The sequence below is a fragment of the Eubacterium ruminantium genome, from assembly GCF_900167085.1.
Lineage (GTDB): Bacteria > Bacillota > Clostridia > Lachnospirales > Lachnospiraceae > Eubacterium_Q > Eubacterium_Q ruminantium.
Genome location: NZ_FUXA01000012.1, coordinates 56,625 through 80,718 on the forward strand (window position 1 = coordinate 56,625; position 24,094 = coordinate 80,718).

Here is a 24,094-nt window from a genome sequence, read left to right on the forward strand (position 1 = left end):
AGCCTTGGCTGGAAGAGAATATCCACTCGAGAGAACTCGTAACATCGGTATCATGGCACATATTGATGCTGGTAAGACAACTCTTACAGAAAGAATTCTTTACTATACCGGTGTAAATCATAAAATCGGTGAGACCTATGAAGGTACTGCTACTATGGACTGGATGGAACAGGAGCAGGAAAGAGGTATCACAATTACATCAGCAGCGACAACCTGCCACTGGACACTTCAGGAGCAGACTAAGCCAAAGGCTGGCGCACTTGAGCATCGTATCAACATCATCGATACTCCGGGTCACGTTGACTTCACAGTAGAAGTTGAGCGTTCACTCCGTGTACTTGATGGTGCAATCGGTGTATTCGATGCTAAGGGTGGTGTTGAGCCACAGTCAGAGAATGTATGGCGTCAGGCTGATACATATCACGTACCAAGAATGGCATTTGTTAACAAAATGGATATCCTTGGTGCAAACTTCTATAACACAGTAGAAGAAATCAAAACAAGACTTGGCAAGAAGCCAGTTGTTATAAACCTTCCAATCGGAAAGGAAGATTTCTTTGAAGGAATCATCGATCTTTTCGAAATGAAGGAATATCTTTACAACGATCATGAAGGTAAGGATATCTCTATCGTTGATATCCGTGACGATTATAAGGACCTCGCTGAAGAGTGGCATGAGAAACTCGTTGAATCATGCTGCGAATTAGATGATGACCTTATGATGGCTTACCTTGAGGGTGAAGTTCCTACAATCGATCAGCTTAAAGCAGCTCTTCGTAAGGGTACTTGTGCAGCTATCGACACTCCAGAAGGAGAGAAGACTAGAGTTGTTCCAGTATGTTGCGGTTCAGCACATCAGAACAAGGGTATCCAGAAGCTTATCGACGCTGTTATCGAATTTATGCCATCACCAATTGATATCCCTGATATCAAGGGTGTTGATCTTGATGGAAATGAGATCACAAAGAAGTCATCAGATGATGAACCATTTGCTGCTCTTGCATTCAAGATTGTAGCTGACCCATTCGTTGGTAAACTTGCATTCATCAGAGTTTACTCTGGTACATTAAATAAAGGTTCTTATGTACTTAACGCTACTAAGGACAACAAGGAACGTGTAGGACGTATCGTTCAGATGCACGCTAATGACCGTACAGATATCGAGACTGTTTACTCAGGTGATATCGCTGCTGTAGTTGGTCTTAAGAATACTACAACAGGTGATACAATCTGTGATGAGCAGCATCCAGTTATCCTTGAGTCAATGGTATTCCCTGAGCCTGTTATCGAGCTCGCTATCGAGCCAAAGACAAAGGACGGTCAGGATAAGCTTGCAACAGCTCTTCAGAAACTTGCTGAAGAAGATCCTACATTCAGAACACATACAGATCATGAAACAGGACAGACTATCATCGCTGGTATGGGTGAGCTTCACCTTGAAATCATCGTTGACAGACTTCTCCGTGAATTCAAGGTAGAGGCTAACGTTGGTGCGCCTCAGGTTGCTTACAAGGAAACATTTACAAAGCCTGTTGATGTTGACTCTAAGTATGCTAAGCAGTCAGGTGGTCGTGGTCAGTACGGTCACTGTAAGGTTAAGTTTGAGCCTATGGATCCTAACGGTGAAGAGACATTCAAGTTCGAGTCTTCAGTAGTTGGTGGTAACATTCCTAAGGAATACATCCCAGCTATCGGAGAGGGTATCGAAGAAGCAGCTCAGGCTGGTATTCTTGCCGGATTCCCAGTACTTGGTGTATATGCTAATGTTTATGATGGATCATACCATGAAGTAGACTCATCTGAAATGGCATTCCATATCGCTGGTTCTATGGCGTTTAAGGAAGCTATGCAGAAGGGTAATCCTGTACTTCTTGAGCCTGTAATGAAGGTTGAAGTAACTATGCCTGCTGATTACATGGGTGATGTTATTGGTGATCTTAACTCACGTCGTGGACGTGTTGAAGGAATGGAAGATGTTGGTAATGGTAAGCTTGTAAAGGCTTATGTTCCACTTGCAGAAATGTTTGGTTATTCAACAGACCTTCGTTCTAAGACACAGGGACGTGGAAACTATTCTATGTTCTTTGATAAGTATGAGCCAGCTCCAAAGTCAGTTCAGGAGAAGGTCCTCAGCACAAAGAAGTAATTATATTACAAATCTAAATAAACATTAATAAAAATCTTGAAACTTATTCGATTTTTTAATATAATATGTTTCAGACTGTTAAGAATGCCCATGCAGGGCAAATTAAGGAGGAATTAAAGAAATGGCAAAAGCAAAATTCGAAAGAACAAAGCCACATTGTAACATTGGTACAATCGGACACGTAGACCATGGTAAAACAACTCTTACAGCTGCTATTACAAAAGTACTTTCTGAGAGAGTAGCAGGAAACGCAGCAGTAGATTTCGCTAACATTGATAAGGCTCCAGAAGAGAGAGAAAGAGGTATCACAATCTCTACAGCTCACGTTGAGTACGAAACAGATAACAGACATTACGCACACGTTGACTGCCCAGGCCATGCTGACTATGTAAAGAACATGATCACAGGTGCTGCACAGATGGACGGCGCTATCCTCGTTGTAGCTGCAACAGACGGTGTTATGGCTCAGACAAAGGAGCACATCCTTCTTGCACGTCAGGTTAACGTTCCATATATCATCGTTTTCCTTAATAAGTGTGATATGGTTGACGATCCAGAACTTATCGAGCTCGTTGAAATGGAAGTTTCAGAAGTTCTTGAAGAGTATGGTTTCGAAGGATGCCCAATCGTTAAGGGTTCAGCTCTTAAGGCTCTTGAAGATCCAAACGGTGAGTGGGGAGACAAGATCATGGAACTCATGAAGACAGTTGATGAGTACATCCCAACTCCAGAGCGTGATACAGATAAGCCATTCCTTATGCCAGTAGAAGACGTATTCACAATCACAGGTCGTGGTACAGTTGCTACAGGTAGAGTAGAGAGAGGTACACTTCACCTTAACGACGAACTTGAAATCCTTGGTATCAAGGAAGAAGTTCAGAAGACAGTTGTTACTGGTATCGAAATGTTCAGAAAGATGCTTGACGAAGCTCAGGCTGGTGATAACATCGGTGCTCTTCTTCGTGGTATCAACAGAGACCAGATCGAAAAAGGTCAGGTTCTTGCTAAGCCAGGTACAGTAACATGCCATAAGAAGTTCACAGCTCAGGTTTACGTTCTTACAAAGGATGAAGGTGGACGTCATACTCCATTCTTCAACAACTATCGTCCACAGTTCTACTTCAGAACAACAGACGTAACAGGTGTTTGTAACCTTCCTGCAGGTACAGAAATGTGCATGCCTGGTGATAACGTAGAAATGACAATCGAACTCATCCATCCAGTAGCTATGGAGCAGGGACTTAGATTCGCTATCCGTGAGGGTGGTAGAACAGTTGGTTCTGGTTCAGTTGTTTCAATCGTTGAGTAATTATCAATAATTGATATATTATAAATCAGACAAAAGGCTTCCGGTTTAATACCGGAAGCTTTTTTTGCATTGTATTTTTTTGGTTTTTGCTATATGATATGAAAAGGGGATTATATAAGTTTATGAGGAGGTCATAATGGATAATCAGTTTTCTTTAAATTCTAATGAGTATGACAAGACCGGAAAATATGATAAGGAATCTGGAACCAAAATGGTAAAAAAGAAAGTAAATAAGAACAGGGGACTTGATGGTTTAAGAGGTATATCTATAATTATCGCTCTTTGTGCTATTCTTGCACCTAAAGTATTTAAATCAGGAGATTTAATCCTGCAAATGTTCTTTGTTGTACTTGGTTATATAACAACTGTTACAGCTGTAAGTCTTATGAGAAAAGACAAGTATAAAGTTTCTCAGTTTTATATAAGAAGGATAAAGAACTATTATCTTGAAATACTTGTTCTTCTTTTTGCATTTTGTGGTTTATCACTTATACTTTCTCATCCAATTACAAGAATAGTTGGAAAAGAGATAATTAAATCAGTTTTAGGATTTACGGTATTCTTCATTGTATTTCCATTGCTATTCCATATTTGGAATATGATAGCTGATAAAAACGGACCAACGGCATCCAATATATTTCTTCTTATTGTAGCCCTTATAGAGGCTATAACAATTGCTATAAGCAATTTTGGTTTATGTAAGATTTATCCATTCATCGTTGGTATGATGGCGGCCCTCATATATAAGAAGAAACTTAAATATAGTTCACTCCCGGCTGATTATAAAATGTATAGAACGCTTATGTTCATAGCTGCTTCACTTATAGTTATTGTAGGAATTATCTTCTTAACAGGAAGCAACATCTGGTCAAGACTTGGAATAATCCTTGTAATAGCAGCAATGGGCGTTATGGTTTGGCTTGCTACAGCACAGTATCTTAAGATTGGAGGTATTGTTGACCTCGGAATATTTAAATTCCTTGGAAAGATGTGGCTTGAGTTCCTTATAACATTTATATCTATGGTGATCATATTTGTATATAAGGGATGGACAAACGGAATCGGCGGAAGAATCATTCTTGTTTTATTGATCTTAGCTATAACATTTGGAATCTATAAAGCAATTCATTTTATTAATTCGGATGATATTAAGAGAATGATTTATGATTCCGAGAAAGTTAAAGATCCGACTACTAAGTTAGTAAGACTTTTACCTATTGTTATATTTGGAATATTTATGCTCATGGGTATAATCGGACTTATAGTTAGTTCAAATTCTTCATCGGACAATAAAGGATCAGACAAGAAGCCTAAGGAAAAGAAAACAACAACAGAGATATCGACTACACTTACTACACAAGCAACTACAGAGGCGCCTACAACTGAGAAACCAAAGCCTGAACTTGCATCACCTGCTGATTCATCTAAGGTAACTGTTATTGGTGACTTCATGCTCCAGGGTATCAGTTCTGAAATAGTAAGTAAGATGCCGGAAGTTTATATAGATGCTTCACAGAATCGTCAGGCGGCTTATGATGGTGTCGATGTTATAAACAGTATTAAAGAACAAGGAAATCTTAGAGATATCGTAGTTATCATGCTTGGTAGCAATGGTGAGTTCTCCGAGGAAACAGGACAGGAAATAATTAAAGCTGCAGGCGAAGGCAAGAAGATATATTGGGTAAATGTATACGGAACAAGCCTTGAATATACTGATACAGTTAACAGTACATTGACCATGCTTGCAAGTAAGAATGCAAATCTTACGATTATAGATTGGCACGCGGCTGTTGAAAAGAAACCGGAATATGTAAGTGACGGCGGACCGTTCCTTACAGAGGAAGGAATCAATGCATTGGCTGAGCTTATCTATAAGTCGGTTAAGTAATTAAAAATATAGCACATTATATTTATGAAGCGGTGCAATTTTTGCACCGCTTTTATACAAGAGACAATAATTCTATTTGAGTGACGGGAGAAATAATATTTTTTGTTTGCTCCTATACGAGGAATATGAGAGACAATAATTCAGAAAAAGAAAAAAAGATAAATGATCTTGCAACGAAGATACTTGTAATAGCGAGAGATCAGATAGCTGTTAATCTGAGATTTCTCGATATTGCTCTTGCAGAAATGAAGCTTATTCCCAAAAAGGATATCAAAGCTTCCGGGGCTGTTGTGGGCGGTGGTATGGCTACAGATGGGATAAACATATACTACGACCCTGTATGGATTCTGAAAACTTATAAAGATGAGCCCAATATGATTCCGAGGATATATCTTCATTTACTACTGCATTTAATATTCTTTCACCTGTTTGGATATGCAAAGATCGATAAGAATTTATGGGATCTTGCGGTGGATGTTGCGACAGAAGCTACTATACTTTCGATGGATATAAAGGCATTTTCTCTGACGAAGGATGATGAGGCGAGAGAACAGCTTCAGATAATAAGACGACAGTGCAACGGTATTACCGCAGAAAAGGTTTATAAACATTTGAGGACGTACGGAATATCAGAAGCGGGTAAGGTAAAATGGTTCGTTTTATTTCATAGAGACGAGCATATTTTCTGGCAGAAGAAAGAGATAAACATTGAACTCACAAAGTGGCAGAAGATAAGTGAGAGAGTGAAGACGGATCTTAGGACATTTTCCAGGAGTGGAAATGGAAATGAGGAACTAGATGCCGGGCTGAAAGAAGCTACAAAGGAACGATATGATTATTCGGAGTTGCTTCGCCGTTTCATGTCGAGTGGCGAGGATATACATGTAAATGATGATGAGTTTGATTACATTTACTATACATATGGAATTGAAAAGTATGGAAATATGCCGCTTATCGAACCTCTTGAGTATAAAGAAAATGAAAAGATAAGAGAATTTATCATTGTTCTGGATACGTCAGCTTCTTGTAAGGGAGAGGTAGTTCGGACATTTTTGAAGAAGACTTATAGTATACTTAAGAGTAAGGATAATTTCTTTTCGGAGGTAAATATTCATATAATCCAATGTGATAGCCAAATTAGGAAGGATACGAAGATAACCAATAATGATGAATTTGATCTGTTCTGCGAAAATATAAAACTTAAGGGATTCGGAACTACTGATTTTCGACCGGTTTTCAAATATGTGGATGAGCTGATAGAAAAGAAGGAGTTTACTAATCTTAAGGGGCTCATTTATTTTACGGATGGATATGGCGATTATCCGGAAAAGATGCCGGATTATGATGTTATGTTTGCATTTCTTGAAGAAGATGAGTATGCACCTAAACCACCGGTGTGGGCCTATAAGGTAATACTTGAACCTGAGGAACTTGAGGCGGAGGCTATTCGACTGGAGAGAGAGGCACGAGAAGCTGAAGCTGAAGCCGCAGCCACAGCCACAGTCACAGTCAAAGAACAAAGTAAGAGTGAGGATAGTAAATAGAGCAAAAACTAGAATAAAAAACAGGATAAAGACTAGTACAACAACCAGTACAACAACTAGTACAACAAGCAGTACAACAACCGGTACAACAACCGGTACAACAAGCAGTACAACAAGCAGTACAACAAGCAGTACAACAACCAGGGCAACAAGCAGTACAACAACTAGGCAACAACTAGGGCAACACCCAGTATAACAACCAGTACAACAATCAGGATAATAACTGGAACAACAGGGATGATCACGAATAGTGTGCTAATAATTCATGCGGAAATTATATGGCGCCGATGAGTAAAACATAATGGATTCCTCGGAAATGATGGAATATCAGTAAGCAAACAGGAGATTTAAGCAAGAAATAGTAAATTAGATTACGGGAGAATGAATAGATGAATATAAATCAGGCTAAGAATTATATAAAGAACGATGTTAGTTTATATCTTCTTAAAGATGAATGGGGCGAATACAGAATTCCTGTTGTGAGACAGAGACCTATTTTTCTTTTGGGTGCGCCGGGTATAGGAAAAACGGCGATAATGGAGCAGGTGGCTTCGGAGCTTGGGATAGCGCTTGTTTCATACTCTATGACACATCACACAAGGCAGTCGGCTCTTGGGCTTCCGTTTATAAAGCATGAAACATATGAAGGAATGGAATATGATGTTTCTGAATATACGATGAGTGAGATTATAGCATCTATTTATTCGGTTATGAAAGAATCGGGCGTAAAAGAAGGTATACTTTTCCTGGACGAGATCAATTGCGTGTCGGAAACTCTGGCGCCTTCAATGCTTCAATTCCTTCAGTATAAAGTATTTGGAAAGCATAAAGTTCCGGACGGTTGGGTTATAGTTACGGCCGGAAATCCTCCGGAATACAATAAGAGCGTTCGCGAGTTTGATGTTGTTACCATGGACAGATTGAAGGTTCTTACTGTTGAGGCTGATTACGACACATGGAAGAAATATGCAAGAGAACATAATGTCAGAAGCGAGATAACCAGCTTCCTGGAGATTCATAAGGATTTCTTCTACCATATGGAAATGACGGTAAATGGCCGTTCTTATGTTACTGCCAGAGGATGGGAGGACCTTTCGACAATTCTTAATCTCTATAATGAGAAGAATCTTCCTGTTGATGAAACACTCGTTGGGCAGTACATCAGAAATAATAAGATTGTCAAAGAATTCACGGCTTATTATGATCTTTACAATAAATACAAAAAGGATTACAGGCTGGATGACATTTTGAGCGGAAATGCGCCTGAAACCGCATATATCCGAGGAAATAAAGCCGGATTTGACGAAAGACTTTCGGTTCTCGGTATGCTCATGGATAAGGTTATTTCTGAAATAAAAGATGTGATGGAAACATCAGAATATCTGACAGAACTCCTTAAACTCTTGAAGGCTCTGAAGACAAATATTGCAGAGAAAAATGATACAACAGAAATGATAAGCTTTATGGAAAAACTTGTGGATGGCCAGAAGAAACGTAAAGATAATCTGGCGAAGGCAAGTTCACTTTCTGATAAAGACAAGTATAGATTTAGAAGGATTATCGAATTCTTCAGTAACAGCATAAAGATCCTTGTTGAAAAAGGAAATGAAAATAAAGATGTAAATGACGCATTTGCAGTGGTTAAGGCCGGATTTGATGATGAAGTTGCTGAAATGAAAGAGAGCGTTTCTAATGTAAAAGCAAGACTTCATAATTTATTTGAGTATGTGGGCAAGGCATTTGAAGAAGGAAATGAAATGCTTCTTCTTGTGACAGAACTGACTGTTAACGAAAATAGTTCAAGATTTATTGCACAGTTCGGTTCTGAGGATTATACTAGAGCGAGTGAAACTTTGATGATCTCAGAGAGACAGGATGCCATTAAGCAGGAAATCCTGGAACTTGAAATCTAAAATATTGATAACCAGATGAGGTAATATGCAGGATAATATATTCAAAACTCCCAAGGGAGAATTATATTATACAATTAAAGATAATTCGGTAACTGTTACGTCCTACTCAGGGGATGATGAAGTGCTTGAGATACCGGAAACTATTGAGGATGCCAAAGTAAGAACGATAGATAAAAAAGCATTTATGAATACGAGGAGTTTAAGGCGGGTTGTCCTGCCGGATAATATAAAGAAACTTTCTGATTGGTGCTTTTCATATTGCAAAATGCTTACTGAGGTTGAGATCCCGAAGAGAACTCTTGCCATGGGACGTTCACCTTTCCTTGGAGACAGCAAACTGGTCAAAATTATGCCAAGGAGCAGGAAAGATTATCCTGATAAAAAATTCATTTCAATGAATGATAAGGAAAAGGAAGATACAGCAAGACTGCTTGCTTGTGCCATTAATCTTAAAGAGGCGGATTTTCTTCTGAATATCAAAGAAGCCGGCAGAGATGAGTGGTTTAAAGGATTTGATCATAAGATAATATCATTTATTGAAGAAGATGATGAAGAAGGACACACTGAGCTTATTCTTTGCGGCGAAGAAGATATAGATTGTACTCTTGAAAGCTTTATAAGAAATAAGAGAAAAGAAAAAGTAAGGCTGGCATTTCTGAGACTGCTTTATAACACAGGAATAGAAGAAAAAACCGAGAATCAGTTGAAGGATTATTTAAGAGATCATTCGGTTGGTTGTGATTCAGATGAAAGCTGGCAGGTACTTAAAGAAGAATTCGGACACGAGAAAAAGTACTATGAATTATATGTAGAAATCGGTTGTCTGAATGATGAAAATTTTTATGATACATTAAATGATCTGGGAGATAAACATCCGGAAATGAAGGCTGTATTTATTTGCTGGAATGAGCAAAATAAGCCGGCAGAGACAGATTTCTTTGATCAGTTTGAACTTTAAATATTATCCACATTATTTGCGGAAATATAGATAAATAATATTTATTCCAGGAGGATACAGAAATGAAACTTGGTATTATAGGTGCAGGAAATATGGCAAGCGCCATAATTGGAGGGATTATAAAGAAAGAGATATTAGGTAAAAATGATATCATCTGTTCTTCACCTGTTGAGTCAGAGAGAAATAAAGCAAAGGAAAGCTTTGGTATCGCTGTAACTGCAGACAATAAGGAAGTTGTTGAGAAGGCTGAGATCATCCTTTTTGCTGTTAAGCCACAGGTTATCCCTGCAGTAGCTGCAGAACTTAAAGATCAGGTTGATGAGAATAAACTTATTATTTCAATCGTTGCAGGAAAGACTATTGCCTGGTTCAATGAAGCTTTCGGAAAGAAGCTCAAGATAGTTAGAACTATGCCTAATACACCTGCTCTTGTTGGTGAGGGAATGACAGGAGTTAGTCCTAGCGATGAAGTAACAGAGGAAGAGCTTGCAGAAGTTATGAAGATCCTTTCTTCGTTTGGAGAAGCAGAAGTTGTTCCTGAAAAGATCATGGAAGCTGTTGTATCTGTTTCCGGAAGTTCGCCTGCATATGTATTTATGATGATAGAAGCTATGGCAGATGGAGCAGTAAGACTCGGCATGCCAAGAAATAAAGCATATAAATTTGCTGCTCAGGCAGTGTACGGTAGTGCAAAAATGGTTCTTGAAACAGGCAAACATCCTGGAGAATTAAAGGACATGGTTTGCTCACCTGCAGGAACAACAATAGAAGCTGTCAGAGTTCTTGAAGATAAAGGATTCAGAAGCAGCCTTATCGAAGCTATGGAAGCTTGCGCAGACATTTCCAGAAAACTGTAGGAGAAAAGAAATATCATGCTCCGTGTTATAAAGAATTTATTTAAAAATGAACCGGTTACAATGGTTTCATTTATTCTTGCTGTAATGTCGGTTTTTCTTGTACCGTTTGATAAGCAATACTTAGACTACATTAATTTCAAAACTCTCGGAACCCTGCTTTCTCTTATGATAATAATGTCGGGACTTAGCGGACAGGGTTTTTTCAGGAAGATAGCCAAAAATCTTCTCGATAAAGTATCTCAATTAAGAGTTTTAGGATTGGTGCTGGTGCTTCTTTGCTTCTTATTTTCGATGTTTATTACAAATGATGTTGCGCTGATAACATTTGTGCCTTTCGCGATTGAGGTGCTTTGCATGGCAGGACAGGATGGGTATCTGATTCCTATAATTGTTCTGCAGACTATTGCAGCTAACCTTGGAAGTATGCTGACACCGATAGGAAATCCGCATAATTTATTCTTATATGATCTGGCTCATTTCCATCCGGTTGCATTTGTAAAAATGATGCTTCCTTATACATTGCTTGCATTTGTGATCCTTGTAGTCATGACCTGTCTTGTTACAGGAAATAAAAAGATCAACAGAAGTCACAAGGAAGATTACAAACCCGGATATGAGACGCCGCTAAGAACAATTATTTATCTCGTTCTTTTCGTTCTCAGCCTTACGGTTGTGTTAAGAGTTTTACCATACTATCTGGTACTTGGGATAGTTATTGTTGCTGTTATCATATTTGACAGAAAAAATCTTTTGGAAGTGGATTATTTCCTGCTGCTGACATTTTTATTTCTGTTTATATTTGTTGGAAATATGAAAAGAGTGGATGTCGTAAATGAATTCCTTTCAAATATTGTTGCAGGCAGAGAATTTGAAACAACACTGATCACAAGTCAGTTCATAAATAATGTACCGACAACCATACTTATATCAGGTATGACAACAAATTATAAAGCAGTTTGTATCGGAGCGGATTTTGGTGGGCTCGGTACACTTATTGCATCGATGGCGAGTCTTATATCATTTAAACTTTATGGACGTGTAAAAGGAAATAGGAAGGGAAAATATATTCTGACATTTACAGTCTTCAGTATTATTTTCCTTGTTTTCCTTGTAAGTGAATATTATATATTGAATAATTGATGATGCGTTACGCGGGCCGGAAACTTGTAAGAGTTCCGGTCCGTTTTATATTGATATGAAAATAATGTAGTCGGAATGCACTTTGAGTGATTAAAAAAGTTGAAGAAACGACCGGGTTTATTATAAAATGGCATACGTATAGACACGAGCCTTTAGACATGCATTCATAGCAATAGGCAGGTTGTTTTACGAATATAATACCGTTTATAAAAAAGTTTAATATATAAATTTGGAAATGATTGAAAAATGGAAAATAATAAACGAACGATCATAGGACTGATCATTTTATTTACAGCAAGTATAGCTCTCATTGTGGGCTTTGTTATATATAAAAACCGCTCTTCAAATAAAGAAGAAGTAGGAAGCTACAGTAATGGGATGGATTCATATACCACTCATGATTTTGCTATGGGAACTGAGATAACTCTTACGTTATATGGAGATTTTGAAAGCGGTGCCGGAGGTGCGGCTGATAAAGAAGTAAAAGAAAAGGCGGAAAGAATATTTGAATCGGTTCATGCAACAGATGAGAAGATTTCCTGGAGAATAGAAAACGGCCTTATTTACAAAATCAATAAAAACGATCCTTCTCTGGATAAAGTTGATCCGGCTGATAAGAAAGAAATAACAGAAGTTACGAAAATGATATTAAAGCTTTGTGATGACAGTGAAGGCGCTCTTGATATCACTTTAAGACCTGTTCTTGATGAATGGGGGATAGAAGGATATAGCGGAAGTGCCGAAGATTATAAGGTTCCGGATAAAAGTGAGCTGGAAAAAGCCGCTTTAGAAACAGGATATAAGAAGATTACAGTCGATGAAGATAAAGAAGCTGTAACTTTGGATGGAGTAAAAATGGACTTCGGTTCTGTAGGTAAGGGCTATGCACTGGATAAGGTTTATGAAGATAAATTTGTTGATGGTAATACAGGTGTTGTCCTTTCTGTCGGTGGAAGCATTATGGTTCATGGATCTAAAAAAGATAATTCTGATTTTAAGATAGGTATCAGAGATCCAAAGGGTGAGATGAATGATCTGGTTGGATATATAAAAGTCCATTCAGGCAGTGATAAGGTATGCATTTCTACATCAGGTAGTTATGAGAAATACATAGATAAAGATGGGAAAAGATATCATCATATCATTGATCCTGCGACTTTATTTCCGGCAGAGTCAGGACTTGTTTCAGTTACAATAGTATGCGATGAAAAATGCATTCAGCCGAAATATTCCGGTCTGATCAGTGACGGACTTTCAACTGCATGCTTTATACTGGGTAAGGAAAGATCAGAGAAGCTTCTGGAAATGTATAATGCAGAAGCAATCTTTATAGATGATAAAGGAAATATTACCGTAACCGACGGTCTTAAAGACAGATTTGTGGAAGAATAGGTTGAATATGAAAAAAAAACTGATCACTAAGGGTGATGTCATTTTGATGATTTCTGCCGTTTTATTCGGAGTGATCTTATTAATTATGATGAGATCATTTATGCATAAAGGTAAGAGGATAAAGGTAAGTATTGATGGGAAAGTCGTGCTTGTGGCATCACTTGAAGAGGATAAAGAATATTCATTTGATGGATATAATGGCGGATTTAATACCGTAGTTGTGAAAAATAATAAGGCTTATATCAAAGAAGCGGACTGTCCGGACAGACTTTGTGTGAAGCAGGGTAAGATAAGTAAGACCGGAGAGACCATCATTTGTCTGCCTCATAGGCTTATCGTTGAAGTTATCGAATGACATTGTTCCGGAGGATTAAATCATGGGAGAAAGTGAAAGTAGCAAGCCTACTCTCAGTAAAAATAAAAAAATAGCATATAGAGGAGCGCTTATCGCTCTTGCGATGGTACTTTCATATATTGAAAGTTTTATACCGGTCTTCGCAGCCGTGCCGGGAGTAAGGATAGGGCTGTCAAATATAGTTACGGTTTATTCTTTATATAAACTTGGTCTCAGAGATACTATATTTATAGCACTTGCCCGAATTGTACTTTCGTCGCTGCTTTTCGGAAATCCGGTGATGATAATATATAGTGCGGCAGGGTTCATATTTGCCGTGATCGTTATGTATCTGGCGATGAAACTTCCTATTTTCGGAAAAACAGGAGTCAGTGTTATCGGAGGGATATTCCATAACCTCGGGCAGATTCTTGTGGCTGCATTTATGATTGGAAATATGAGCCTTTTATACTATCTCGGGGTTCTTCTGGCAGTGGGAGCAATCTCCGGAATGATTGTCGGTATCATCTCCGGAATAGTGATAGAAAAAATATAAAAAATTTAATTGAAATGACATAAAAAAGCAAAACAAATGAAGTTGTATTATAGAATGTCATATAGTAGAATATCAGTTGAGATTAACGAAAGAGGTAAGGGATAAGTGGCGATTTTTACGTTTAAGGGTGGAATTCATCCGTATGGCGGCAAAAAGCTTTCAAATTATAAAGAGATAAAAGTTTATGTTCCTAAGGGAGAGATAGTTCTTCCTTTAAGCCAGCATATTGGCGCCCCTGCAAAACCTATTGTGGAAAAGGGCGACAAAGTTGTTGCGGGACAGAAGATAGCAGAAGCAACGGGATTTGTTTCTGCAAACGTTCATTCAACAGTATCCGGAACAGTTAAGGCTATTGAAAAACGTCTTACTCCCGGTGGAAATAAAGTTGATTCAATAATCATCGATAATGATCATTTCTTTGAAGAAATGGATTATTCTCAGAATATCAAAAATCTTGAAACTCTCTACAGAGAAGATGTTATAGATATTATCAAAGAAGCGGGCATCGTCGGAATGGGCGGAGCAGGCTTTCCTACACATGTTAAGCTTTCACCAAAGAATGAAGCTGACATTGATACCATAATCGTGAACGGAGCAGAGTGTGAACCTTACATCACCTCCGATTACAGAAGAATGATAGAAGAACCTATGAAACTGATACTCGGACTTCAGATTGTGGTAAATCTTTTCAATAGAGCCAGAGGTATTATTGCTGTAGAAGACAATAAACCGGAGGCTATCAAGATCCTTAAGGAAATGACAAAGGATCTTCCGAATATCACTGTAAGACAATTAAAAACAAAATATCCTCAGGGTGCAGAGCGTCAGCTTATTTATGCTTCTACAGGAAGATTTGTTAATTCCAAAATGCTTCCTGCTGATGCAGGCGTTATTGTAAATAATGTGGATACTATCATTTCGATATATGAAGCTGTTATTGAGGGGCGGCCGCTTATTTCAAGAGTTGTGACGGTTTCCGGTGATGCGATTGCTGAGCCGGGCAACTTCATTGTGCCTCTCGGAACATCTTACAGAGAACTTATCGAGGCTGCCGGCGGATATAAGGTTGAACCGGAAAAAGTTATTTCCGGTGGACCGATGATGGGTAGAGCGATATTTTCTCTCGATATTCCTATAACAAAGGGAACATCTTCTATACTTGCGCTTTCAAAGGATGAGGTTGCTGAACTTGAGCCGTCATCATGCATCAAGTGCGGAAGATGTGTATCTATTTGCCCGGGAAGAGTTATGCCTAATATTTTAGCGGATTATGCTGAACATGGCAGATACGAGAAATTCCTGGATGCAGGCGGAATGGAATGCTGCGAATGCGGTTGCTGTTCTTATGTTTGCCCTGCAAAGAGACATTTGACACAGACAATAGCAGGAACGAGAAAAGCTCTTCTTGCGAATAAGAAAAAGTAGGAGGGGAGAATGAATAAAGACTTGGTAAATATATCGGCATCCCCTCATATAAGGGATAAATCATCTACAACGGCTATAATGGGTGATGTGATCATCGCACTCATTCCGGCCGCTATAATGGGAATAATCAATTTCGGATTTGATGCATATCTTTTGATCATGGTATGCATGGTTTCGTGCGTTGCATTCGAAGCACTTTCGGAATATTGGTTTAAGAAAAAGCTTACGGTTAAGGATCTTTCGGCAGCTGTAACAGGACTTCTTCTTGCACTCAACCTTCCACCGACGCTTCCAATCTGGATGGCAATCCTTGGATGTGCATTTGCAATAATAGTCGTTAAACAGCTTTTTGGTGGTTTGGGACAGAATTTTATGAACCCGGCCCTTGCTGCAAGATGTTTTCTTGTAATGTCTTTCGCAGGACGAATGACTTCATTTGTCTATGACGGAGTTACAACTGCAACACCGCTTACTATTTTAAAGAACGGAGGTAAGGCTCCTAGCATACTTTCGATGTTCCTTGGAAATGAAGCAGGAACTATAGGAGAGACATCGGCAGCGGCACTTCTTATCGGAGCGCTGTACCTTCTTATCAAGAAAGTTATCAGTTTAAGAATTCCATTTTATTATATTTTCACTTTCTCAATCTGCATTTTCCTTTATGCTATAATGAGTAAGCATATGGAACTTTCGGACGCAGGTCTTTATCTTACAAGACATCTTTTTGGTGGTGGACTTATGCTCGGTGCATTTTTCATGGCGACTGACTATGTGACATCACCTATTACTGCATCCGGAAAGGTTATATTTGGTATTATCCTCGGACTTCTTACATTTGTTCTCAGAATTTACGGAGGAAGTGCAGAAGGCGTTTCGTATGCCATAATCATTTCAAACCTTCTTGTACCGCTTATCGAAATGGTTACAAAACCTAAGTCATTCGGTGAAGGTTATGATGAAAAGCCTCTTTCAGAGAATCTTGGATTCATAGGTGGAAGAGAGAATATTCCGGGTAATGAAAATATCGGAATGCCTGAAGGTCTTACAGCAGAAGAGGCTGAAGAATGGATCAGGAATAAAAAGTTGCAGGATAAGGCAGAACGTTCAGAAAAGAAAAAGAACAGTCTTGCATATATCATTATTTCAATTTGTATTATCGGTCTTTTCGCAGGACTTCTTCTTGGAGCAGTCTATGATCTTACAAAGAAACCGATTGCAGAAACAGCTGATAAGAATAAGCAGGAATCATTTACAAAGATTTTCCCTGAGGCTGATTCTTATGTAGAGAATAAGGAAATAAATATAAGTGATGCAAATGATAAAGCTGAAGATATCTACGCGGCTAAAGCTGATATAGATGAAATCTGGGATGCTAAATCTTCTGATGGAAATACAGCAGGACATATCATTATAATCACTTCTCATGAAGGTTATGGCGGTGATATCCAGATGGCAGTTGCTGTTGGGAATGACGGCGTGATAACAGGAATATCTGTTCTTAAGATAAGTGAGACAGCCGGACTTGGTATGGAAGCTAAGGATGATCCTTCATTCCTTAAGCAGTATATCGGCAAGAATGTTAAGAATTATGTTGTAACCAAGAACCCTGCCGGATCTGATGAAGAGATAACAGCAATCTCAGGTGCAACTATTACTTCAAACGCTGTAACAAAGGCAGTTAATAAAGCGCTTAACTATGCAAATGAAACATGGGGAGGTGCTAAGTAATGAAGAAATACTGGGAGAGATTATATAACGGAATAATTAAAGAAAATCCGACATTTGTACAGATGCTCGGTATGTGTCCGACACTCGCAGTTACTTCGACTGCTATAAACGGACTTGGAATGGGTATTGCAACTCTTGCAGTACTTACTATGAGTAATATGCTCATTTCCATGCTTAGAAATCTTATATCGGATAAGGTGAGAATACCTGCATATATAACCATCATCGCTTCATTTGTAACAGTTGTAAGCTTTGTTATGCAGGCATATACTCCGGGCTTATATGAAAGTCTTGGAGTATTCATTCCACTTATTGTTGTTAACTGTATAATACTCGGAAGAGCTGAGAGTTATGCAGGTAAGAATAAAGTTCTTCTGTCTATATTTGACGGAATCGGTATGGGACTTGGATTTACACTCGGTCTTACTGTTATCGGTATGATCAGAGAACTTCTGGGTGCAGGAACTTTATTCGGAATAAAAGTAACAGCAGATCTTTTTGATCCTATAAGAATCTTTGCCATGAACCCGGGTGCATTCTTTGTATTGGCATTTATCATTGCATTCATAAATGGAATGACCATCAAGAAAGCTAAGAAAAATGGTACAAAGCCTAATTTACGCCGCATCGATGGATGTGAAGGATGTACGAATTTTGCATGTGCAGGCAAGAAGGTAAGTCCTGAAGAAGCTGAGAAGCTTATGAAGGAATGTGCTGATAAAAGAGCAAATGCACAGGCAGCAGAACCTGTTAAGAAGGATTCTGAAGATAATAAAACAAATTCTTCCGAAAAGAAGGATAATGATAAACAGGATGATAAGTCAGAAAATAAATCAGAAAATAAGCCGGACAATAAGTCGGACGAAAAAAATGATGAAAAGGCTGATGAGTCTAAGGTTTCTGATAAGGATTCCAAGATGGATGATAACGATCCTGAAGCAAAGACAGATGTCCTTGCAGTAAATGATGATAAAAAGAAAGATGATAAGGATAATGCCAAGTCATCTACAGGTAAATTAAAGAAAGATAAAGAAAGGCAGGTGTAGCATATGAATATATTTCTTTTTGCTGTATCTGCAGCTTTGATCAATAATGTTGTTCTCGTACAGTTCCAGGGACTCTGTCCATTTATAGGAGTTTCAAAGAATACAAAAACTGCAGCGGGAATGGGTGCGGCTGTTATATTCGTTATGACACTTGCATCGACAGTAACAAGTATCATTTACTATCATGTACTTGTTCCTTTAAAGATTGAATATCTCAATACGATAGCATTTATTCTTATCATTGCGGGACTTGTTCAGTTTGTAGAGATGTTTCTTAAGAAGAAAGTCAGATCTTTATATAAAGCGCTTGGAGTTTATCTTCCGCTTATAACGACAAACTGTGCGGTTCTTGGAATTGCTATCAGCAATGTTCAGAATAAGCTTTCAATTGCGAGATGTATATTAAACGGAATGTTCTCAGCTGTAGGTTTTGCCATAGCAATAGTAATACTGGCAAGCATCAGAGAGAAGACAGAGGATAATGATGTCCCTGAAGCCTTTAAGGGAGGACCGATGATCCTTCTTGCGGCAGGTCTTATGGCCCTTGCGTTCAGCGGATTTTCAGGACTTTTATAAGAACTATTCGGGAGGTATATAAATGAATTATATACATATTCTCATAGCAGCCGGTATTATTGCGGGAGTGGCAATCCTTGTCGGAATACTCCTTGGTAAAGCCAGTGAAATATTTAAAGTTGAAACCAGTGAAACAGAAGCTGCAGTAAGAGAGGCTCTTCCGGGCAATAACTGCGGTGCCTGCGGATTTCCTGGATGTGACGGTCTCGCCAAAGCGATCGCTGAGGGGAAAGCGCCTGTTAATTCTTGTCCTGTTGGAGGAGATGCGGTAGCTGAAAAAATTTCCAAGATAGTTGGAGGCGAAGTTGGACAGAGCGTTAAAATGGTTGCGGTTGTGAAATGTAAAGGCGACTGTAACAAAGCAAAAGAACTTTATAATTATGTTGGACCTAAGACATGTATCATAGCTTCAAATGCTCCGAATAAGGGACCTAAGGCATGTACATACGGATGCCTCGGATATGGAGAATGTAAGAAGGTATGTGAGTTTGGTGCGATAGATATAGTTGATGGTGTCGCTGTTATAGACAAGGACAAATGTAAAGCATGTATGAAGTGTGTGGAGATTTGTCCAAGACATCTTATAAAAATGATACCTTATAATAAAACACATATAATAATGTGTAACAATAAAGACAGAGGCTTAGATGTTAAGGATGTTTGTTCTGCCGGATGTATCGGATGTACATTATGCGTTAAGTCATGTCCAAAAGAAGCGATAGAAATGAATGGAAATCTTCCTAAGATAGATTATGAGAAGTGCGTAAACTGTGGTTTATGTGAGAAGAAATGCCCAATGAAGGCTATATCATAGAGAAGGTATAAAGTCAAACCAGGAGGTAAAATATGAAGTGTCCTTATTGTAATGAAGAAGATACCAGAGTTATCGACTCAAGACCTGCAGATGATGGAAGCTCTATCAGAAGAAGAAGGCAGTGCGATGCTTGCGGTAAAAGATTTACTACATACGAAAAAGTCGAGACTATTCCTATTATGATCATCAAAAAGGATAAGACAAGAGAAGCTTACAGCAGAAGCAAGCTCGAAGAAGGTATCCTCAGATCATGCCATAAGAGACCGGTATCAGCAAGTCAGATTCAGAACTGTGTTAATCAGATTGAAAATGATCTTTATAACCTCGAGAAGCTTGAGGTTGACAGCTCTGAACTTGGAGAGATCGTTATGGACAGAATCAAGGATCTCGATAAAGTTGCATATGTAAGATTTGCATCAGTTTACAGAGAATTCAAAGATGTGAATACATTTATGGATGAACTTAAGAAACTTCTGAAATAATAATATACGGAGATTGTGATTTGGATAATGAATATAAAATTCTTCGTGAAGGTGGAAGCGGAGAGATAGTTGAAAAAAAGTCCAGATTTATAGGCGTAACAAAGCCTGTCAGTAGTGAAGAAGAAGCTTATTCTTTCATAGAAAGTATAAAAAAAGAGCATTATCAGGCAAGGCATAACTGCTTTGCCTTTTCTATTCGCACAAATGAAGGGAGCGGTATCCTTGAAAGATTTTCCGACGACGGAGAACCTCAGGGTACAGCGGGACTGCCTATATTAAATGTGATAAGAGGAGCAGAAGTAAATAATATAGTGATAGTTGTTACCAGATATTTTGGCGGTACTCTTCTGGGAACCGGCGGACTGGTAAGAGCCTATACCGATGCTGCAAAAGAAGCGATTGATGCCTCTGTGATCCATACAGTAATGCATATCATGGCAGTAAAGATTGAAATCGATTACACTGATGTGGGAAGGATCAATTATATTGTCATGAATAAGGGGTATGAAACAGAAGCTCCGATCTTCACAGACAAAGTATCAGAGATTATTTATGTTCCTTTTGAAGAGAAGGACAGCTTCGCCAAAGAGATAACCGAAGCCACTTCCGCCAGGGCAGTTATAACAATGGTTGAAGATATGTATAGATAATTATTTATTTAGAAATAATATGGCGGGAAGAAAAGCGATATATTTCTTATAAATGAATTATATTTTCCGATGTCAAAGAATACTCCGCTGAATACGAGCGTAAGTATCAGAAGAACCGGAAGTACTTTATAGAATATACGATTAGAATTTAATATGAGGCTGATGATTACGGAATATAATCCGACAACAGCAACATAGATAAGCATCCTGAACAGAAGTGTTACAGGGTGCATTTCTTTTATAAGGAGAAGACATATAAATGAAGTGAGTGATATAGGAAGTAAAGAAGCGGTGATATGAGAGATGCGGAGCATGAAACGGTCCTTTTTACTTGCTCTCATATAAATTTTCTTTTCTTTATCCGTAAGATAAGCGGAGGTACCTATAAGAGATGCAACAAAGATGAATAAAGCTGCAATTTTTCTGATAGGTAACTCAGTTTTTGTCACTTCGGTAAGTTCAGTATAATTTGATTTATTTTCTTCTACATTCTTGAAAACAGAACTATTTTGCTGATAGGTTGAAAATACTTCATCAGCATTTAAATTAAATGTTTCTCTAAGTTCTGCAAGTTCATTTTTATCAAGAGTTTTCTTGTAATAACTTTTTACAGATGATGCATAATGTGATTTATAAATTAAAGGAGCAATCTCATCAAAAAGCTGGCTGAATACAATCTCTCTTGCAACGGTAGGAAGTCTGGAAGAGTTTGTTGTATATTCGATGACTTTATTAGAAGTATTAAGAGATATACAGTCATCAAAAAATCCCTTAGGGATTATAAATCCAACATTGGCTTTCTCACTGAGAACATCATTTATAACTTCATCTTCTGAATATACAAAATAAAAATGATAGATAGAAGTCATTTCGGAAATCTCTTCATTAAATTCTTTTGATAATTCCGAGTCGTCCATATTATAAATGACTGCCGGAATGTATAAGGATTTTTCCTTTGAAGGGATGTTTACATATACAACCGAGAGGGTGATGAGAGTTGCAAGCATGACAATATAAAGAGGCTGTATCATAGTCCTCTTAAGCATGACATATAATCTGTTAATAAGTAATCTCATACATTTGTCCTTTCTCGGTCGGTTCATATACTTCTTACATTAGTAAATTGCCCATAAAATATATTTGAGCAGATGATAAATAGGATTAAACTTCACGGCACTCTGTAAAAATCTTGGCATGAGCAACGGAGGAATCACACCACCTGCAAGATAAATCAAAAGAATTATCGAGATAAATAAAAGTGTATTTACCAGATGCTCGGATTTTATCAGTTCGGAAAAAAGTAATGTTATAGTAGCAGAAAATGCTGCAACCGGAATCATTGTGATAACTGAAGTAATGTTAGGAGAAGTTCCCCCGACAAGAAGCAGTATAAATATCATTATGTAAACAAGGTATATCAGAAATGTTCCGCAGATTGCTTTGGAAATAAGTAAGCTGCATTTACTGCCGCCTTCTTTATAATATCGCATGATGAATGCTTTATTATGACCTTTATAAAATGGAGTAAGAAGGAAACACATTAAGGTAAAGATTGCCAGTAAAAATGTTGCTGTCAGTGTTTCACGAAGATTGTGTGCGGAATTTGAATTGATATTTTTGACTTCAAAAATATTCATTCTTCCCGCAACATATGTGAGGTTTGCTTCATCCAGTTTATCTGACGCATCTTTAACATATTTTTTGTCATGCTGTAAAATGGCAGCATGATAAAATGCTTTATATGAAGTTTGAGCCGTACCCAGAAGATCTGAGGCAACGGCTATCATATCATTTACAAGATGTTCCTCGAGGCTGACATTTTCTCCGAAATATAATTCAATCTGTGGGTTATCACCGGAGGTGATACCGTCTGCAAAATTTGCCGGAATAACGATCAGGGCAATGATTTTGTTGTCTTTTATAAGCATTTTACCTTCTTCAACATCGGTCACCTGAATTATATTCAGCGATTCTTTGACGCTGTCCATGTTCTGGGCAAAGTTAACTGCAAGATTATTGTATGAATTATTTTCGGGGATATACAGACCTACTGATACGTGAGAAAAAATATCCTTACTATATATCAGATTATCTGAATAAATGAGTAAGATCCATGAAACACACGCAAAAATAAGAGCAGTTATAAATATTCCGGGAATGATCCGGACTGCTCTTTTAAAATCAGCATGTAATAATCGGAAGAATCTATCTTTCATTTTCAAGGCTACTCCTTAAGATATCTATAAAGTCAAAATCATCATTAGTTACTGCCGGACGAACAATGCCTTTATTGATAAATAAAACCTTGTCGCATGCTTTTAAAACCATATCTTCATGTGAAGCTATGATGACTGTTCCACCTGCATTTTTAAATGCGATAATATATTCCATGATATCATATCGTGCAACCATATCAAGTGCTGAAAATGGTTCATCCATAAGAAGAACCTTTGGGTCACTCATAAGTATGGAGGTAAGAGCGAGTCGTTTCTTCATACCGCCGGACATGCTGCTGACTTTTTTATCAAGGAATTTGTGCACACCGAGATTGGAAAGTGGAGGTGCGCTTATTATCTTCTGTATCTCATCTTTTTTATATGGAGACCACACCAAGAGATTATCCATTCCGGTAAGCTCTTCGATAAGAGGATTCTCCTGAGTTGCATAGCCGAACATTTTCTTATATGCAGTTGGATTATCATTTAAATTAATGTCATTTATGGAAATATTTCCTGAATCCGGCTTCTTGATACCGGCTATGGCAGAAAGAAGAGTTGACTTTCCTGAACCGTTTGAACCAAGCAGGCCGATGATGCTTCCCTCAGCAACTTCGAATGATGCATTTTTTATAACATTTTTCTTTTTATAACTGAGAGACAGGTCAGATACTTTTAACATAGTGTTCCCCTATATATTAATAAATACAATCTTCCTCAATCACCTGAAAATCCAGATAATCAAAATCGATGGACTCGACAAAACTATCCGAAGTAAATCTGGTGCGGGAAAGTTTGATGAAATCATTTTGATTGGCCTTAAGCCAGATTGGTCTGGAAAGATCGAATTCGTAGCAGATCTCGTCCAGTGCTTTATAAACTTTTTTTGTTCTTGAAAGGGTTGGATCATCAATGACCACAACAGTGTCCTTGATCATATGATTATCCTTAAAAAGCTTTCCCCAAATTCTGAACATGGTCGTCCTCCCATTCACGGCGGTTTCTCTGATCCGACAAAAATCCACCGCTGAAAAATCTGTATTCATTTTATTAAATAATTACGATATATGCAAGAAAAAAGGGCAGCAATATACTAGAATTTCACGGATTTTTTTCAGGT

At 38.1% G+C, this 24,094-nt stretch carries 22 protein-coding genes and 1 pseudogene; 19 read left to right on the plus strand and 4 right to left on the minus strand.

The genetic code is table 11. From position 1 onward, the window contains the following. Positions 1-4: 4 nt before the first annotated feature. The 19 genes and pseudogenes from fusA to B5D25_RS10010 all read left to right on the plus strand — a co-directional run bounded on the left by fusA (position 5) and on the right by B5D25_RS10010 (position 20,758). Positions 5-2,146 carry an elongation factor G gene (gene fusA / locus B5D25_RS09925; RefSeq protein ID WP_078787811.1) on the plus strand — a complete coding sequence of 714 codons (2,142 nt, stop codon included), beginning with the start codon at positions 5-7 and terminating at the stop codon, positions 2,144-2,146. A gap of 121 nt (positions 2,147-2,267) precedes the next feature. Next, positions 2,268-3,455: an elongation factor Tu gene (tuf, locus tag B5D25_RS09930; RefSeq protein ID WP_078787812.1), complete on the plus strand. Its 1,188-nt coding sequence runs from the start codon at positions 2,268-2,270 to the stop codon at positions 3,453-3,455. Between the two features lie 136 nt (positions 3,456-3,591). Further along, positions 3,592-5,343: an acyltransferase family protein gene (locus tag B5D25_RS09935; protein ID WP_078787813.1), complete on the plus strand. Its 1,752-nt coding sequence runs from the start codon at positions 3,592-3,594 to the stop codon at positions 5,341-5,343. Between the two features lie 125 nt (positions 5,344-5,468). Beyond that, positions 5,469-6,887 carry a vWA domain-containing protein gene (locus tag B5D25_RS09940; RefSeq protein ID WP_078787814.1) on the plus strand — a complete coding sequence of 473 codons (1,419 nt, stop codon included), beginning with the start codon at positions 5,469-5,471 and terminating at the stop codon, positions 6,885-6,887. Positions 6,888-7,276: 389 nt separating this feature from the next. Next, entirely contained in the window at positions 7,277-8,800 is a 1,524-nt protein-coding gene (locus B5D25_RS09945; RefSeq protein WP_078787815.1) for an ATP-binding protein, read from the plus strand. Positions 8,801-8,825: 25 nt separating this feature from the next. Then, a complete protein-coding gene (locus B5D25_RS09950; protein ID WP_078787816.1) occupies positions 8,826-9,758 on the plus strand; it encodes a leucine-rich repeat protein in 933 nt (310 codons plus the stop codon). A gap of 62 nt (positions 9,759-9,820) precedes the next feature. Next, complete coding sequence (gene proC / locus B5D25_RS09955; protein WP_078787817.1) at positions 9,821-10,615, plus strand: pyrroline-5-carboxylate reductase; 795 nt, start codon at positions 9,821-9,823, stop codon at positions 10,613-10,615. 15 nt (positions 10,616-10,630) lie between these two features. Beyond that, on the plus strand, positions 10,631-11,755 hold the full coding sequence (locus tag B5D25_RS09960; RefSeq protein ID WP_078787818.1) for an SLC13 family permease: 1,125 nt from the start codon (positions 10,631-10,633) through the stop codon (positions 11,753-11,755). A 246-nt stretch (positions 11,756-12,001) separates the two neighbouring features. Next, on the plus strand, positions 12,002-13,147 hold the full coding sequence (locus B5D25_RS09965) for an FAD:protein FMN transferase (protein ID WP_078787819.1): 1,146 nt from the start codon (positions 12,002-12,004) through the stop codon (positions 13,145-13,147). Between the two features lie 46 nt (positions 13,148-13,193). Further along, positions 13,194-13,502 (plus strand): NusG domain II-containing protein, encoded by a 309-nt coding sequence (locus B5D25_RS09970; protein WP_276709062.1) that lies wholly within the window; start codon positions 13,194-13,196, stop codon positions 13,500-13,502. A 22-nt stretch (positions 13,503-13,524) separates the two neighbouring features. Beyond that, positions 13,525-14,037 carry a Gx transporter family protein gene (locus B5D25_RS09975; RefSeq protein WP_078787821.1) on the plus strand — a complete coding sequence of 171 codons (513 nt, stop codon included), beginning with the start codon at positions 13,525-13,527 and terminating at the stop codon, positions 14,035-14,037. Positions 14,038-14,142: 105 nt separating this feature from the next. Further along, positions 14,143-15,462, plus strand: a complete 1,320-nt coding sequence (gene rsxC / locus B5D25_RS09980; protein WP_078787822.1) for an electron transport complex subunit RsxC — start codon at positions 14,143-14,145, stop codon at positions 15,460-15,462. A gap of 9 nt (positions 15,463-15,471) precedes the next feature. After that, positions 15,472-16,407, plus strand: a pseudogene (locus tag B5D25_RS13130) (RnfABCDGE type electron transport complex subunit D); the annotation flags it as partial. 84 nt (positions 16,408-16,491) lie between these two features. Beyond that, entirely contained in the window at positions 16,492-17,190 is a 699-nt protein-coding gene (locus tag B5D25_RS13135; protein WP_242870237.1) for an RnfABCDGE type electron transport complex subunit G, read from the plus strand. Next, on the plus strand, positions 17,190-18,236 hold the full coding sequence (gene rsxE / locus B5D25_RS13295) for an electron transport complex subunit RsxE (protein ID WP_078787823.1): 1,047 nt from the start codon (positions 17,190-17,192) through the stop codon (positions 18,234-18,236). Before B5D25_RS13135 ends, rsxE begins: the two co-directional genes overlap by 1 nt. A 3-nt stretch (positions 18,237-18,239) precedes the next feature. Continuing rightward, entirely contained in the window at positions 18,240-18,812 is a 573-nt protein-coding gene (locus B5D25_RS09995; protein ID WP_078787824.1) for an electron transport complex protein RnfA, read from the plus strand. Between the two features lie 22 nt (positions 18,813-18,834). Continuing rightward, positions 18,835-19,626 carry an RnfABCDGE type electron transport complex subunit B gene (locus B5D25_RS10000; RefSeq protein ID WP_078787825.1) on the plus strand — a complete coding sequence of 264 codons (792 nt, stop codon included), beginning with the start codon at positions 18,835-18,837 and terminating at the stop codon, positions 19,624-19,626. 32 nt (positions 19,627-19,658) lie between these two features. Next, positions 19,659-20,108: a transcriptional regulator NrdR gene (nrdR, locus tag B5D25_RS10005; protein ID WP_078787826.1), complete on the plus strand. Its 450-nt coding sequence runs from the start codon at positions 19,659-19,661 to the stop codon at positions 20,106-20,108. Positions 20,109-20,128: 20 nt separating this feature from the next. Beyond that, on the plus strand, positions 20,129-20,758 hold the full coding sequence (locus B5D25_RS10010; protein WP_078787827.1) for a YigZ family protein: 630 nt from the start codon (positions 20,129-20,131) through the stop codon (positions 20,756-20,758). Positions 20,759-20,766: 8 nt separating this feature from the next. Here the strand turns inward: B5D25_RS10010 and B5D25_RS10015 are convergent, their stop codons facing one another. From B5D25_RS10015 to B5D25_RS10030, 4 genes are read right to left on the minus strand one after another with little or no spacing between them, the layout of a single operon-like run. Beyond that, positions 20,767-21,834 carry an ABC transporter permease gene (locus B5D25_RS10015; RefSeq protein WP_159444147.1) on the minus strand — a complete coding sequence of 356 codons (1,068 nt, stop codon included), beginning with the start codon at positions 21,832-21,834 and terminating at the stop codon, positions 20,767-20,769. A gap of 39 nt (positions 21,835-21,873) precedes the next feature. Continuing rightward, the gene (locus B5D25_RS10020; RefSeq protein WP_078787829.1) at positions 21,874-22,974 is read right to left on the minus strand and encodes an ABC transporter permease; all 1,101 of its coding nucleotides are present in this window, start codon (positions 22,972-22,974) and stop codon (positions 21,874-21,876) included. Continuing rightward, positions 22,964-23,656 carry an ABC transporter ATP-binding protein gene (locus B5D25_RS10025; RefSeq protein WP_078787830.1) on the minus strand — a complete coding sequence of 231 codons (693 nt, stop codon included), beginning with the start codon at positions 23,654-23,656 and terminating at the stop codon, positions 22,964-22,966. Before B5D25_RS10025 ends, B5D25_RS10020 begins: the two co-directional genes overlap by 11 nt. A 16-nt stretch (positions 23,657-23,672) precedes the next feature. Beyond that, the gene (locus B5D25_RS10030) at positions 23,673-23,951 is read right to left on the minus strand and encodes a hypothetical protein (protein ID WP_078787831.1); all 279 of its coding nucleotides are present in this window, start codon (positions 23,949-23,951) and stop codon (positions 23,673-23,675) included. Positions 23,952-24,094: the final 143 nt, after the last annotated feature.